The 15,201-nt window shown below is 64.5% G+C and carries 12 protein-coding genes; 5 read left to right on the top strand and 7 right to left on the bottom strand.

All coding sequences use genetic code 11. From position 1 onward, the window contains the following. Nucleotides 1–182 precede the first annotated feature (182 nt). Nucleotides 183–1,454 carry a cytochrome P450 gene (locus AAC071_RS12145; RefSeq protein WP_339832878.1) on the top strand — a complete coding sequence of 424 codons (1,272 nt, stop codon included), beginning with the start codon at nt 183–185 and terminating at the stop codon, nt 1,452–1,454. 179 nt (nt 1,455–1,633) lie between these two features. Here the strand turns inward: AAC071_RS12145 and AAC071_RS12140 are convergent, their stop codons facing one another. Next, nucleotides 1,634–2,767 carry a diiron oxygenase gene (locus AAC071_RS12140; RefSeq protein WP_339832877.1) on the bottom strand — a complete coding sequence of 378 codons (1,134 nt, stop codon included), beginning with the start codon at nt 2,765–2,767 and terminating at the stop codon, nt 1,634–1,636. A 618-nt stretch (nt 2,768–3,385) separates the two neighbouring features. Between AAC071_RS12140 and AAC071_RS12135 the strand changes: the two genes are divergently transcribed. Further along, entirely contained in the window at nt 3,386–5,740 is a 2,355-nt protein-coding gene (locus AAC071_RS12135) for an MMPL family transporter (RefSeq protein ID WP_339832876.1), read from the top strand. An 81-nt stretch (nt 5,741–5,821) separates the two neighbouring features. Here the strand turns inward: AAC071_RS12135 and AAC071_RS12130 are convergent, their stop codons facing one another. The 6 genes from AAC071_RS12130 to bioB form a co-directional block, all read right to left on the bottom strand. Continuing rightward, a complete protein-coding gene (locus tag AAC071_RS12130) occupies nt 5,822–7,075 on the bottom strand; it encodes a cytochrome P450 (protein ID WP_339832875.1) in 1,254 nt (417 codons plus the stop codon). A gap of 174 nt (nt 7,076–7,249) precedes the next feature. After that, on the bottom strand, nt 7,250–7,891 hold the full coding sequence (locus tag AAC071_RS12125; RefSeq protein WP_339832874.1) for an HAD-IA family hydrolase: 642 nt from the start codon (nt 7,889–7,891) through the stop codon (nt 7,250–7,252). 60 nt (nt 7,892–7,951) lie between these two features. Next, entirely contained in the window at nt 7,952–8,902 is a 951-nt protein-coding gene (locus AAC071_RS12120) for an SPOR domain-containing protein (RefSeq protein ID WP_339832873.1), read from the bottom strand. Next, complete coding sequence (locus AAC071_RS12115; RefSeq protein WP_339832872.1) at nt 8,902–9,597, bottom strand: ParA family protein; 696 nt, start codon at nt 9,595–9,597, stop codon at nt 8,902–8,904. The genes AAC071_RS12120 and AAC071_RS12115 overlap by 1 nt, the downstream gene beginning before the upstream one ends. Before the next feature lie 247 nt (nt 9,598–9,844). Beyond that, nucleotides 9,845–11,146 carry an adenosylmethionine--8-amino-7-oxononanoate transaminase gene (locus tag AAC071_RS12110; protein WP_339832871.1) on the bottom strand — a complete coding sequence of 434 codons (1,302 nt, stop codon included), beginning with the start codon at nt 11,144–11,146 and terminating at the stop codon, nt 9,845–9,847. 11 nt (nt 11,147–11,157) lie between these two features. Further along, nucleotides 11,158–12,195, bottom strand: coding sequence for a biotin synthase BioB (gene bioB, locus AAC071_RS12105; RefSeq protein WP_339832870.1), 1,038 nt, complete (start codon nt 12,193–12,195; stop codon nt 11,158–11,160). Nucleotides 12,196–12,316: 121 nt separating this feature from the next. Here bioB and AAC071_RS12100 point away from each other — a divergent pair, with 121 nt between their 5' ends. Genes AAC071_RS12100 through bioD form a run of 3 tightly spaced genes read left to right on the top strand, consistent with a single transcriptional unit; the run spans nt 12,317 to nt 15,124 of the window. Beyond that, nucleotides 12,317–13,297, top strand: coding sequence for an NADPH:quinone oxidoreductase family protein (locus AAC071_RS12100; protein ID WP_339832869.1), 981 nt, complete (start codon nt 12,317–12,319; stop codon nt 13,295–13,297). Beyond that, entirely contained in the window at nt 13,294–14,475 is a 1,182-nt protein-coding gene (gene bioF / locus AAC071_RS12095) for an 8-amino-7-oxononanoate synthase (protein WP_339832867.1), read from the top strand. Before AAC071_RS12100 ends, bioF begins: the two co-directional genes overlap by 4 nt. Nucleotide 14,476: 1 nt before the next feature. Continuing rightward, nucleotides 14,477–15,124, top strand: coding sequence for a dethiobiotin synthase (gene bioD / locus AAC071_RS12090; protein ID WP_339832865.1), 648 nt, complete (start codon nt 14,477–14,479; stop codon nt 15,122–15,124). Nucleotides 15,125–15,201 lie beyond the last annotated feature (77 nt).

Raw genomic sequence — 15,201 nt, 5'->3', positions numbered from 1 at the left:
GTATTGCTGCGCTGCACATCAATCCGAAAGTGACGCCTGCGTCATTTTGCGCAGGGTGCCCCTGAGGGCTGGCTCGGAAAAATGAACTACGCAAAATGACGCCTGCGTCACTTTGCGTATGACAACTCCGTGCTCGAAGGGTAGGCTGGTGCCAACAAACAATGGCTGACGTGGAGGAAACCATGAGCGACGCAGCACGCAAATACGAGATCGACGAGGCGCGCGAGGCCGCCTATTCGATGCCGCTCGAGGAAATCGATGTCGGCCAGGGACAGCTCTTCAAGACCGACACGATGTGGCCCTATTTCGAACGGCTGCGCAAGGAAGCGCCGGTGCATTACTGCGCGACGAACGAGGAGTTCGGGCCTTACTGGTCGGTGACGAAATACAACGACATCATGGCGGTCGACACCAACCATCAGGTGTTTTCGTCCGAAGGCGGCATCACGCTGCGCGACCAGGACGAGGACTTCAAGCTGCCGATGTTCATTGCGATGGATCCGCCCAAGCATGACGATCAGCGCAAGGTGGTCAGCCCGATCGTCGCGCCGGCCAATCTGGCCAAGCTCGAAAGCACGATCCGCGAACGCGCCGGCAAACTTCTCGACGAAATGGATACGCAGCAGCCCGTCGACTGGGTCGATCGCATCTCGATCGAACTGACGACGCAGATGCTGGCAACGCTGTTCGATTTCCCCTTCGAGGACCGCCGCAAGCTGACGCGCTGGTCGGACGTTGCGACCGCCTCGGAAGAGTCGGGCCTCATCGAATCGGAGGATGCGCGCCGCGCCGAGCTGCTCGAATGCGCCGACTATTTCACCCGCCTCTGGAACGAGCGTGTCAATGCGCGCGAGCCGGGCAACGACCTGATCTCGATGCTGGCGCATGGCGAATCGACGCGCAACATGGACCGCATGGAATATCTCGGCAACCTGATCCTGCTGATCGTCGGCGGCAACGACACGACGCGCAACTCGATCACCGGCGGCCTCTACGCGCTCAACAAGTTCCCGGAGCAGTACAAGAAGCTGCAGGCGAACCCCTCGCTGATCCCGAACATGGTGGCCGAGATCATCCGCTGGCAGACGCCGCTGGCACATATGCGCCGCACCGCGCTTCAGGATGTCGAGCTCGGCGGCAAGCAGATCAAGAAGGGCGACAAGGTTGCGATGTGGTACGTCTCGGGCAACCGCGACGAGGACGTGATCTCCAATCCGAACCAGCTCGTGATCGACCGCGATCGCGCCCGCCAGCATCTCTCCTTCGGTTTCGGCATTCACCGCTGCGTCGGCAACCGCCTGGCCGAGATGCAGCTCCGCATCGTCTGGGAGGAAATCCTGAAACGCTGGCCGGACGAGCCGATCCGCGTTCTCGAGGAGCCGACCCGCGTGTTCTCGCCCTTCGTCAAGGGCTATGAAAAGATGATGGTCGAACTGCCGAAGCGCAAGCACTGAGGCAACAGCCGCAACGAAAGAGCCGGGCCGGAGAAATCCGCGCCCGGCTTTTTTGTGCATGGGACGTCGCCCCGCCAACAACAAAAAGGGCGGCTCCGGTATGGAGCCGCCCAGTTTGTGAGGGATCGAGCTGAGGGAAACTCTACGCCTTCTTCACTTTACGCACGCAACAGACAGGATCATTCGGCTGCGGAGATCGTGACTTCCTTCAGCGCGTCGATATTGGCGCCGAAATTGATCTTCTGCAGATAGCGGATGCCGTCCTCGGCGATGTCGTCGCCGACCATGCGGTCGCCTTCGCCCCGGAGCTCTTCCATGTCGACATAGGTCGCATAGAAGGCCTTGGTGCGGTCGGTGATGATGCCGGCCTTGAGCAGCGTCTTGATCAGCACCCGGAAGATGTTGGTGCCTTCCTTCATCGCTTCGCGGCGGTCGTCGTCGCCGAAGGCTTCGAGCATCTCGAGCTGGACCTGCTGCCAGTCGAGACCGAAATCGCCATAGATGACCTGCTTCTGCTCGGGGTTGACGAGGTTGAACAGCAGCGTCTGGAAGCACTCGGCCGCCCAGTCCTCGATGATGTTCTGCTCTTCTTCCGACAGGTTCGGGATCGTGCGGTCGGCCCAGATCTTGCCGAACTTGTGGTGGAAGGCCTCGTCGGTCATGACGAGCTGCGTGAGTTTGACGAGCAGCGGGTCGTTCGACTTGGCATAGAGCGTCGCGAAGGCGCCCATGGCGAGACCCTCGACCAGCATCTGCATGCCGACGATCTTCTTGTAGACCTCCGGCGCGCGCACAATGTCGGTCAGAAGGCCGCCCAGCGTCGTGCCGACCGGCAGCGGCTTGCCCCAGCGGGCCTGGACGTATTTGGCGAAGGCCGTGACATGGCGGGCTTCTTCGCGGGTCTGGTTGGCGGCATATTCCTGCGCACCCGGATCGCGGAGAATGTGGCAGAGCGACGCCGACAGGTTCAGCGCGCCCTGTTCGCCATGCAGGATCGAGGACAGGGCCCAGCGCGCGCTCTCATTGGCGAGCTTGACCTGCGCCTTGCGGTCCAGCGCCTGGACGCAGGGCAGCCTGAGTTCCGGCACCATCTCCTCGGGCATGATCATCTGGTTCTCGAGATCGAAGGGCTCGCTGAAGTCGATATACTTCTTGTCGAGCGGATCCCAGAAATGGTCATGGGTCGCCGAAATGATCTTGTCGAAGGCGGTCGAGCGCGCGTTGTAGCGGTCGACTTCCATCATCGCCGGGAAATCGTCCGGCGCGACGGCGTCATAGGCATTGTCCTTGGTAATCTGCCGAATCTCGGTCATCGGGTCCTCCGGAATGACGGCCGGAAAGAGATGTTTCCGGCAAACGCAAATGACGGTTTCGCGCCGCGGGGGCGGCACTTCCATCTTGTCTCGTTGCCAGCAGAATAGGGTGAAGCGGCGCCGGGTCAAGAAGAAAGTGACGCTGGCGTCAACTTCCTTGCCAGCCGTTAACCCTGCCCATCTAAACTTCACGGATGATGACTACGCACCCGTTACAAAGCGGCGAAAATTGTGCTATCTGCTTAAGTAACGAAAGATGACCGTTCCGGACGGCCGCGCGGGGGACCGATGACGCGCCGTCACAAGAGAAAGGCATCCTGGGAGGGGGCATAAACCCCGAACGACATTGTGCTCGCGCCCGGCCGCAAGGCCGCGGACCGGCGAGCGCTGATTTTTCGGGAGGGGCGGTTCGAGCGGGACCGCCATGCCGGGCCAGGCGCTACAGGCGGCGGCCGGCAGACCTCCAGGACGACAAGAGGCCGGCTCGCGCCGCTGCATGCCGATGCAGCCGCGACCGGTGCCAAGCGCCATCCGGCCCGGCCGGCGGGCAGGGATTTGCAACGGCGCCGTCCGCCGCCATGCGCGGTGATGCGGCCAGGGGAGCGATGGGTAAAGTCCATGATTAAGTTACTTGAGAATGTCGTTTTCGGCCTGCGTTTCTTCATTCTGGCCGGCCTTCTCGCCTTCACGGTCGTTTCGGGTTTCTACGCGCTGAACCTGCGCATGGATGCCGGTTTCGACAAGCAGCTCCCGATCGGCCACGAATACATCGAGACCTTCCAGGAATATCGCGACCAGCTCTTCGGCTCCAACCGCATCATCGTGGTGATGGAGGCCAATGAGGGCACGATCTGGACCAAGGAATTCTTCAAGGTCTACAAGGACCTGACCGACGACATCTTCTTCCTGCCCGGCGTCTCGCGCCACACCGTGACCTCGCTCTGGACGCCGAACACGCGCTACATCGAGATCACCGAGGAAGGCATCAGCGCCGATGACGTGATTTCCGGCAAGGTCACCGCCGACACGATGACCGAGCAGGCGTTGATGAACGTCCAGAACAACGTCATTCGCGGCGGCTATGTCGGCCGTCTCGTCTCCGACGATTTCCATTCGGCGATGGTCGTGGCCGAGCTCCAGGATTTCGATCCCTCGACCGGCGAGCGCCTCAACTATTTCGATCTCGCCGCCAAGCTCGAAGCCCAGATCCGCGAGAAATACGAGACCGAAGACCACACGATCCGCATCATCGGCTTTGCCAAGCTGATCGGCGACATCGCAGATGGTGCCGGCACCGTCGTCACCTTCTTCTTCGTCGCCTTTGTCCTGACCGCGCTCGCGGTCTATCTCTATTCGCGCTCGATCATGCTGACGGCGGCCACGCTCTTTGCCTCGCTGACCTCGGTGGTCTGGCAATTCGGCCTCCTGAACTTCCTCGGCTACGGCCTCGATCCGCTGGCCGTGCTGGTGCCCTTCCTGGTCTTCGCCATCGGCGTCAGCCACGGCGTGCAGCAGATAAACGTGGTCACCGCCGAGATCAGCGGCGGCGCCAATGCCGAAACGGCCGCGCGCACCGCCTTCTCGCGTCTCTTCATCCCGGGTTCAATGGCGCTGATCACGACGCTGGTCAGCTTCGCGACGCTCTATCTGATCCCGGTGCCGATGATCCGCGAACTGGCGATCACCGCCTCGATCGGTGTCATCCTGAAGGTCGCGACCAACCTCGTCATGCTGCCGCTGCTGGTCAGCTACCTGAAGTTCGACGAGCGATTCGTTCATCGGGTTCAGCGCTCGCGCGAGGTGCGCCTGAAGATCATGCGTTCGCTGGGCTTCGTCGCCAACCGCAAGATCGCCCCGTTCCTGCTGGCGGGCGCGACGGTGCTCTTCGCCATCGCCGTCAACCAGGCGATGAACCGCCATGTCGGTGCGCTGCATGCCGGTGCGCCGGAACTGCGCCCCGACGCGCGCTACAATATCGACTCGACCGAGATCGCCGAAAGCTATGCGCTGGGTCTCAACGTGCTGATCGCCGTCGTCGAGACGCCGCCGGACAGCTGCGTGCAATATCCCTACATGGAGTATCTCAACCGCTTCTCCTGGTACATGCAGAACGTGCCGGACGTGACGCTGGTCGTCTCGCTGCCCTTCGCGATCAAGGGCTCGGCCGCCGGCTGGAACGAAGGCAATCTGAAGTGGAAGGACATTCCGCGCAACCGGCCGGCGCTGGCCCAGGCCTCCAACACCGTGCCGGGCGCCTCCTCGCTCTACAACCAGACCTGCACGGTTCTGCCGCACATGTTCTATCTGCGCGACGCCAAGGCGACGACCATCAAGGCCGCCATCGCCGCCATCGAGGAGTTCCGCAACACCAACAAGATGGAAGGCGTCACGATCCGGCTGGCCTCCGGCAACATGGGCGTGCAGGCTGCCGTCAACCAGGAGATCACCGAAACCGAATTGCCGATGATCATGTGGGTCTATGCGGTCATCATCGCACTGGTGGCGCTGACCTATCGCGACTGGCGCGCGGTCATCGCCTGTTGTCTGCCGCTGACCTTCGGCACCTTCTTCGGCTACTGGTTCATGGAGATGCTGCAGATCGGTCTGACGGTTGCCACGCTGCCGGTGATGGTGCTGGCCGTCGGTATCGGCGTCGACTACGCCTACTACATCTACAACCGCGTTCCCTACTATCTGGGCGAGGGGTTGAACATCTCCGACGCCTTCCGTCAGTCGCTGCTGGAAGCGGGCATGGCGACCTTCTTCACCGCCCTGACGCTGGCGGTGGGCGTGTCGACCTGGGCCTTCTCGGACCTGAAGTTCCAGGCCGATATGGGTCTGCTGCTCTCCTTCATGTTCATGGTCAACATGATCATGGCGGTGACGGTGCTGCCGGCCCTGGCCGTGACGCTGGAAATGCTCTTCCCGCGTTCGCGTCCGGTCGCGAAAATGAAGAACGCGCCCGTTCACTGAGCGGCGCGACAGCGAAAACGGAAAGAGCCGCCGGGCGACCGGCGGCTCTTTTGTTTCAGCGCATGGCTTGCGGCCGTGGCGTCAGCCTTCCGGCGTGTAGCGGACCGGCATTTCCTTGATGCCCGAAATGAAGTTGGAGCGCAGGCGCCGGACCGGCCCCGAAACGTGAATGTCGGGAAAGCGCTTCAGCAGTTCCTCGAACAGCACTTTCAGCTGCAGTTCCGCCAGCCGCGATCCGAGGCAGAAATGCTGTCCGGCGCCGAAGCCGAGCTGGGTCGGGACATCGGGCCTGGTGTAGCGCGTGACGTCGAAGCGGTAGGGATCGTCGAATGCCTCATCGTCGCGATTGGCCGAGGCGTACCACATCACGACCTTGTCGCCCTGCCGGATCTTCTGGCCGCGAATCTCGGTGTCGGCGGTCGCGGTGCGCCGCATATGCAGCACCGGACTGACCCAGCGCACGATTTCCTGCACCGCGCTCGGGATCAGCGCCGGATCGTCGAGAAGTTTCTGCCGCTCCTGCGGGTTTTCGGAAAGTGCCAGCAAACCGCCCGAAATCGAATTGCGCGTCGTCTCGTTGCCGGCGACGACCAGCAGGATGAAGGTGCCGATATAGGTCGGGAAATTCATCGCCTCGCCGCCCGGCTTCGAATGCGCCAGCATCGAGATCAGGTCCTCGCCCGGCTTTTCGAGCCGCTGCTGCCACAGCCCGGCCGCATAGCCCGCCATTTCCAACACGCATTGGCGCATATACTCGTCGGAGACGCGAAGTTCCGGATCGTCCTCGCCGACGGTTGCGTTCGACCATTCGAAAAGCTTGGCGCCGTCGCTTTGCGGCACGCCGAAAAGTTCGGCCAGCACCTCGATCGGCAGGGCGGCGGCGACGGACGAAATGAATTCGGCCTCGCCGGTCTTCGGCAGATTGTCGAGCAGCCGCGTGACGCGCGCGCGAATGCGGTCTTCCATCCCGGTGATGCGCTTCGGGACGAAGCCCGGCGTCACCATGCGCCGGTAGGCGGCATGTTCGGGCGGATCCATCGAGATCATCGAGGCGTCGGTGTCGTTGCCGTCGATCTCGTTCTCGTTGAAGATCCGGTGGCCGCCATTGTTCTTGGCCGATGAGAACAGACCGGGATTTTTCGAGATCGCCTCGATATCGTCGTAGCGCGTGACGGCCCAGAAGCCGGCCGCATCCGCCTCCGGGTTCCAGTAGACCGGTTCCTCGGCGCGCAGCTTGCGAAACACCGCGTGGTGCTCGTCGCGCATGTAGAGGTCGGGGTCCTTCAGATCCGGCTTGCCACCGAGATCGATCGCCTTTGCCTGGGGCCTGAGCATCGAGTTCCTCCCGTTGTTCTTTTCGGGAAGCTTAGAGCGTTTTCAGCAAAAGTGACTACCGGTTTTGCGGTTCGAAAACGCGACAGAACAATAACCTGGAGCCGTTCATCGTATCCGTGAAACGGTGAGCGGCTCCAGGCCGCTTTGGCGCGGCCACTCAAGCAAGGTCGGGGATCAGGCGACCGCAAAGCCGACGGCAGCCTCGAGTTCCTTCAGCGCCTGTTCGGGCGTCACGACCTTGATGGTCGTCATGCCGAGCGCCCGGGCCGGCTTCAGATTGATGCCGAGATCGTCGAGATAGACCGATGACGCGGCGGAAACCCCGAGCGCATTGCAGGCCATTTCGTAGATTCGCGGATCGGGCTTGCGGATGCCGACCTTCGAGCTTTCGATCACATGGTCGAAAAGCGACATGATTTCCTGCACGGCGGCCGCCTTGTCGTGGCTGCGCGCCATGCCGGCGCCCTCGCCGGCCGAGACATTGTTGGTGATACAGCCGACTTTCGCCCGCGCCTTGCAGCGCTTCAGCGCCTCGACCATTTCCGGACGGATGTCGCCTGACAGCAATTCGATGATGTCGCGGCCGGGCACCTTGTAGCCGCGCGCCTGCGCTTCGGCGGCGAACAGACGGTCGAATTCGTCGAGCGTGCATTCGCTGCGTTCGAACAGCGCCCAGGCATTGTTGTCGGGATTGCTGGCGTTGATGTTGCGGATAAGGTCCTTCGGCAGACCGCGTTCGCGCTCGTAACGTGCAAATGCCTCGAACGGGCTCGTGGTCAGCACGCCCCCGAAATCCCAGATCACCGCCTCGACCATCTCATGCTCCGCTTGCCAGGTTTCGTCTGGCGGGAACCTACACGGGCAGCGGGCAGGCGGCTAGCGCGGGCGAACCATGCAGTCCTGGCCGGCCGATTTGAGGCTGGCGCAGGTGCGGACCGCCGCATCGCGGCTGGCAAAGCCCGCCGCGCGGACGCGGTAGAAGATGCCGCGCTCGCCGAGATCGGCCCGCTCGATATCGAGCGCATGACCGCCCAGCAGGGCCGCATGCTTTGTCTGCAGGGCCTCATAGGCGGGCCGGGCCGCCGCTTCCTCGCGCACGGCCATCAGCTGCACCACAAAGGCGCCGCCCGTTGCCGGCGCGGCCGAAGGGGCAGGCGTCTGAGGCACGGGCGCAGCGGCGGGTGCTGCCACCGGCGCTTCGGCGACCGCTGTTGTTTCGGCTGCGGCCGGTGCCGCGGGTTCCGCCGCACTGTCGGGCACAAGCGGAGCCTCGGCTGTCTCGATTGCCGGGCGCTCCGGTTCGGCTTCGGGCGTCGCCGCCTCGGCCGGTGTGGCGCTTTCGGGAACGGCGGTATCGGCCACAGGCGCCGCTTCGGTCGGGGCTGACGGGGCCGCAGCCGGCTGCGGCGCGTCGGGTATGGCCGCCACGATATCGGGCGAAACCGGCGCGACGCCGTCATTGCCGTTGAGCGACAGCGCCACAATGACGCCGGCGATCAGCGCCAGGCCGACTAGTGCACCGGCGACCAGCCGCGTCCGGCCGCCGCTCTCGTAATCTTCCGGCGTATAGATGATTTCGGGCTCCGGCGGGCGCGGCCGCTCCTCCTCGTCCATTCCCTGCATCTCCGGCCTCTCCATGGCGGGGCCGCTGGAATCGGGCCCCTGGGGCGGGCCTTCCGGACGGCCGAAACCGCTGCCGAAACCGCCAAGGTCCGGCTGCCGGCCGGCCGTCAGCGTGACACGCGACGACGGATCGGCCGGGGAAGGCTCCGCCTCACCCTTGCGCGCAAGCAGGTCGCTCGTCAATGAGGCAGGCTTCTTTGACATCAGGCGGCGCCTCTGAGGTCGCGCTCGGCGCTGCTGCCGGTCAGAAAGGTGGCGCTGGCCAACGGCGCGGTTTCGCGCCCCTTCAGGCGGTCGTCGAGGAACCGCCAGAGTTCGCCCACTTCTTCGGGCGACTTGGTCTGGGAGCCGATTTCCATGACCGTGCGGCCGTCGATCATGCTGGAGGCGAAATCGATTCGCTGATGCAGGATCGCAGGCGCAACGGCGCCGTGATGGGAAAGGGCGATCACGGCCTCGGTGGTGATGCGGGCCCGGGGACTGGCGCCGTTGACGGCGAAGACCAGCGGCTTGCCGACTTCCTCGCAGAGCCGCACGGTCGCGCCGGCGGCCCGGAGGTCATGCGGGCTCGGACGGGTCGGAATGACCACGAGATCGGCAAGGCCGATGACATGGCCGATGGTGGCGGTAATGGCCGGCGGCGTATCGATGACGACGAGGCGGACACCGCCATCCCGCAGCGTTGCGAGATCCTCTTCGAGTCCCCTGTTCGAGGCGCGCGCGAAGAAGGGCCGCTCGGCCTCGCGCGCATTCCACCATTGCGACAGGCTGCCTTGCGGGTCGGTGTCGATCAGCGCGACCGGCCCAGCGCCCTGCCGTTCGGCTTCGACGGCGATATGGCCGGCAAGCGTGGTCTTGCCGGAACCACCCTTTTGCGAGGCAAACGCGATGACGTGCATGGTTTTCGTATTCCTGCTGTCGGACCGCGACGGAGACAACCGCGGTCGCATGGAACGTAATGCTGCCGCCGCGGTCCGAAAGCGCTTTCGCACCTTGCGACCCACCGACACGGGATCTGGACGAATATCGAAAAGGCCGAATCAGCCCCCGTGCCGAGACTAATGTGTGACCCAATCTGGCTCAACATGTTGAAGTGAAAAAGCGAGTTCACGCTATAAAATGTGGTTCTGCCGCCACAGCCTGCGGTCAGGAGGCGGCGATTTCTGCCGTGATCTTGAGCATCGCGCCTGTCAACCGGGCGAGATCCTCGCTGCCAATGACCAGCGGCGGCGTGATGTAGACGATATTGCCGAAGGGGCGGATGAAGACGCCCTCCTCGATGAAGCGCTGCTTGATGGCGTTGAGGTCGCCCATCCGCTCGAGTTCGATGACGCCGATGGCGCCCATTACGCGCACATCGCGGACGCCGGCGATGGCGCGGGCGGGCGCCAGCTCGCGGGTGAGCTGATCGGCAATGGCCGCGACCTGTGCGAGACGCGGCTCGCTTTCGAAAAGATCGAGCGAGGCATTGGCGGCCGCACAGGCCAGTGCATTGCCGGTATAGGTCGGCCCGTGCATCAGCGCGCGGCCGCCATCGGCGCCGAGAAACGCCTCGAAGACCGGTGCGCGCGCAACCGTGGCCGCCAGCGCCATGGTGCCGCCGGTCAGCGCCTTCGACAGCGTCACGATGTCGGGCACAATGCCGGCCGCCGCACAGGCGAACATGCTGCCGGTGCGCGCAAAGCCGGTGAAGATCTCGTCGAGGATCAGCAGCATTCCGTGCTTGTCGCAAAGCGCGCGCAGCCGCCGCAGCGTTTCAGCGTCGTGAAAACGCATGCCGCCGGCGCCCTGTACCAGCGGTTCGGTGACGACGGCGGCCACCTGATGCGCATGGGCGGCGAGAAAGGCGTCGAGCGCCGCGGTCTTTTCGGCGTCGGTCGGCAGTTCGGCGATCAGCTGTTCGGCGATCGCACCCTTGAACAGCGTGTGCATGCCCTCATCCGGGTCGCAGACCGACATGGTGGCCAGCGTGTCGCCGTGATAGCCGCCCTTGAAGGCAACGAAGCGCGTCCGGCCGCGTGTGCCGTTGTTGATCCAGTATTGCACGGCGATCTTCATCGCGATCTCGACCGAAACCGAACCGGATTCGGAAAAGAACACATGGCCGAGATCGCCGGGCAGCAGCGCCGATAACCGCGTGGCGAGGCGGCAGGCCGGTTCATGCGCAAGCCCGCCCAGCATCACATGCGGCATCTTTTCGAGCTGCGCCGTCACCGCCGCGCGGATATGGGGATGATTGTAGCCATGCGCGGCCGTCCACCAGGACGAGGTGCCGTCGATCAGTTCGCGCCCGTCGGCCAGCGTCAGCCGCACCCCATCCGTGCGGACGACCGGCAGCGCCATCGGCGTGGTCTGCATCTGCGTATAGGGCAGCCACAAATGCGGCGCGCCCTCCGAGAGCCATGCGGGGGGATCGTTGACGAGCGGGTTGGCGGGCGGGACGGACAAGGGCGCGCCCGTCACTTCTCCGACGGGCAGCTATGCGCCGGCATCGGCTCGATGCCGAGCTTGGCGAACAGGCGCTGATCCTTGTCTTCTTCCGGGTTCTTTGCGGTCAGCAGCTTGTCGCCGACGAAGATCGAATTGGCACCCGCCAGGAAGCAGAGCGCCTGCATCTCTTCCGACATGAGTTCGCGCCCCGCCGCAAGCCGCACCACCGACTGCGGCATGGCGATGCGCGCCACCGCGATCATGCGCACGAAATCGATCGGGTCGACCTTCTCGCTGCGGCCGAGCGGCGTGCCTTCCATCGGCATCAGCATGTTGATCGGCACGCTTTGCGGATGTTCCGGCAGGGTCGCCAGCGTCATCAGCATGCCGATGCGGTCGTCCGCGCTCTCGCCCATGCCGACGATTCCGCCCGAGCAGACATTGATGCCGGCATTGCGCACGCGTTCCAGCGTATCGAGACGGTCCTGATAGGTCCGTGTGCTGATGACATTCGGATAATATTCTTCCGACGTGTCGACATTGTGATTGTAGTAGTCGAGACCCGACTGCGCGAGACGATGCACCTGCTGGCCGGACAGCATGCCCAGCGTCATGCAGGTTTCCATGCCCATTTCCTTGATGCCCTCGACCATGGCGCAGACCATGTCCATGTCGCGGTCCTTGGGCTCGCGCCATGCGGCGCCCATGCAATAGCGTGTCGCACCCGCTTCCTTGGCCTTGCGCGCCTCGGCCAGCACCTTCTCGACTTCCATCAGCTTGGAGGCCTTGAGGCCGGTTTCGAACTTGGCGCTTTGCGCGCAATAGCCGCAATCTTCCGGACAGCCGCCGGTCTTGATCGACAAGAGCGTCGACATCTGCACCTGATTGGCCTTGAACCAGCGGCGATGGACGAGCTGCGCCTCGAACAGGAGATCGTTGAAGGGCAGGTCGAAAAGCGCCTGCAACTCGTCGCGCGTCCAGTCGTGACGCAGCTGGTCCGGATTGGTGCGTGCGGGCAGGGTGCCGCCCTGCGCTGGCGTTTCGCCGATGCGGGTCTGGATCGTCATGAGGCCTGACTTTCTGCTGCCAGTCGGATGATTGCGAGGCAGCATAGGCGGCTTTCCCCGCATTGCAAGGCAGGCTAGGGTCGCCTCCGAAAATCCGCATCCGCAGGAAAGTTACCCGTTTATGCGCGTCATCCGTTGCGTCAACTATGGCGAACCGCGCGACCTCGCCGTCGCGGAATTGCCCGATCCCGTGCCCGGGCCCGGCGAGGCCCTGCTTGCCGTCGAGGCGGCCGGCCTCGGCTATGTCGATGCGCTGTTCGTGCGCGGCACCTATCAGGTCAAACTTCCCTTGCCCTTCGTGCCGGGCAGCGAGGTGGCGGGCCGGGTCATTGCGGTGGGCGAGGGCGTTGCCGACAATCTTGTCGGCCGCCGCGTCATGGCGCTGTCGAACCGCGGCGCGCTGGCCGAGAAGCTGGCGCTGCCGGCCGCCATGCTGAGCCCGGTGCCCGAAGGCATGAGCGCCGAAGCTGCGGCCGGCTTCATCGTCTCCTATTGCACGGCGCTTTACGGGCTCGAGACTTGCGGGCATTTGCGTGCCGGCGAAACGCTGCTGGTGCTGGGCGCGGCGGGCGGCGTCGGCATGGCGGCGATCGACGTTGCCAGGGCCATGGGCGCGCGCATCGTCGCGGCCGCCTCGACGCCGGAAAAGCTGGCAGCCGCCCTTTCCCATGGTGCCGACATGGCGCTCGATTACACGCAAGCCGACTGGCGCAAGGCGCTGGAGGCGCTTGTCGGCAAACCGGGCCTCGATCTGGTCTACGATCCGGTCGGCGGCGCCTTCTCGGAACCGGCCTTCCGTTCGCTGGCGCCGGGCGGCCGGCATCTGGTGGTCGGCTTCGCGGCCGGCGAGATTCCCAGGCTGCCGCTCAATCTGGCGCTGCTGAAACGTGCCGCGCTGGTCGGCGTCGACTGGGGCGGCGAAATCCGCGCCAATCCGGCCGCCAATCTGCCGCTGATGGAGAAGCTCGCCGCATGGATCGGGGAGGGCAGGCTGCATCCCGAACCCGCCGCCGTCTTCCCGCTCGAAAAGGCGGGCGAAGTGCTGCAGAATCTGCTGGAACGCAAAAGCATCGGCAAGCCGGTGATCGGGATGACGGCATGAGCGGCAAGCGCAATTCACTCGATGATTTCGTAACGGCGAAACTGGCAGCGCTGGAGAAGGAAGCGCTGCGCCGCCGCCTGGTCGAGACCGACCGCCGCGAAGGGGTGCGCGCGACGCGCAGCGGCCGCGACCTGATTTCCTTCTGCTGCAACGACTATCTCAATCTCTCGCAGCATCGAGACATCAAGCAGGCGGCCATGGCGGCGACGGAGAAATATGGCGTGGGCGCGGGCGCCTCGCGCCTCGTTTCGGGCAATCATCCGCTTTTCGCCGAACTCGAACGCCGCCTCGCCGACTGGAAGCTGACGGAGGACTGCGTCGTCTTCGGCTCGGGCTACATGGCCAATCTCGGCATCGTGCCGGCGCTGGCGGGCGCAGGCGACCTGATTCTGGCCGACGAGCTTTCCCATGCCTGTCTGATGTCGGGCGCCAAGCTTTCGGGCGCCGAATTTTCCATCTTCCGCCACAACGATCTCGCCCATCTCGAAACCTTGCTCGCCGCCCGCCGCGCCGCCGCGCGCCATTGCCTGATCCTGACCGACGGCATTTTCAGCATGGATGGCGATGCCGCGCCGGTCACCGCGCTGGCGGCGCTGGCACAGCGGCATGACGCCTGGCTGATGACCGACGATGCCCATGGCATCGGCGTGGTCGGCCGCGACGGCCGCGGTTCGAGTTTCATGGAAGAGGAAAAATCGGCCGTGCCGCTGCAGATGGGCACGCTGTCGAAAGCCATCGGCGCCTATGGCGGCTATCTCTGTGCGAGCCGCGCCGTCTGCGATCTGATCCGCACCCGCGCCCGCACGCTGATCTATTCGACCGGTCTGCCGCCCGGCACGGTGGCCGCCGCCATCGCCGCGCTCGATTTCATCCGCGCCCATCCGGCTTACTGTCGCCGCCCGGTCGAGAAGGCGCAAGGCTTCGCCCGTGCATTGGGACTGGCCGCGCCCGAAAGTCCCATCGTGCCGCTGATCCTGGGCGATGCCGGGCAGACGCTGGCCGCTTCGGCGCTTCTGGAGGCCGAGGGCTTTCTGGTCACCGCCATCCGCCCGCCCACCGTGCCGGCCGGCACGGCGCGGCTGCGCTTCACCTTCACGGCCGAACACAGGGACGAGGATGTCGCCCGTCTTGTCGATATTGTCCGTGAGCGGATCATGCCGCGCCGGGCGGCTGAATGACATGACCGCGATCTTCGTCACCTCCTCGGGCACCGAAATCGGCAAGACCTGGGTCTCGGCCATGCTGACGCGCGAGTTGAAGGTGCGCGCGATCAAGCCGCTGGTCAGCGGTTTCGACGAGACGACATTTCCCGAGAGCGATCCGGCGATGCTGCTGGCTGCGATGGGCGAAGAGGTTCTGTTTGAAAATGCGGCGCGCGTCTCGCGTTGGCGCTTCAAGGCGGCGCTTTCGCCGGACATGGCGGCGAAACGCGAAGGACTTGCGATCGATTTCGAGGCGCTGGTCGACGAATGTGTGGACGCGGCGGCGAAACACGACCCGCTGGTGATCGAAGGCGTCGGCGGGCTGATGGTGCCGCTCGACGACAACCATACCGTGCTTGACTGGATGAAGGCGCTCGATGCGCGGATCGGCCTGGCGCCGCTCCTCGTCGTCGGCGCCTATCTCGGCACGATCAGCCACACGCTGACCGCGCTGGCCGTGATGCGGGCCGAAAATCTGCTGCCCCGCGCCATTGTCGTCAGCGAAGCGGCGCCCGGCCCTGTGCCGGTCGAGGAAACGGCAGCGGCCATTGCGCGCTTCTCGGGTGGTGTGGCCGTGCGCATTCTGCCGCGCGGCCAGACGCGCGCGCTCGGCGATCTCTTCTGAAGCTCCGGCGGCGCGCGCCGGCGCCGGAATGAAAAGAGCCCGCGCTCAGGACGCGGGCTCTTTCCTTGTTGTCGTCT

It is taken from the genome of uncultured Parvibaculum sp. (assembly GCF_963975745.1).
Classification (GTDB): domain Bacteria; phylum Pseudomonadota; class Alphaproteobacteria; order Parvibaculales; family Parvibaculaceae; genus Parvibaculum.
This window is presented reverse-complemented; position numbering and strand designations above follow the sequence as displayed.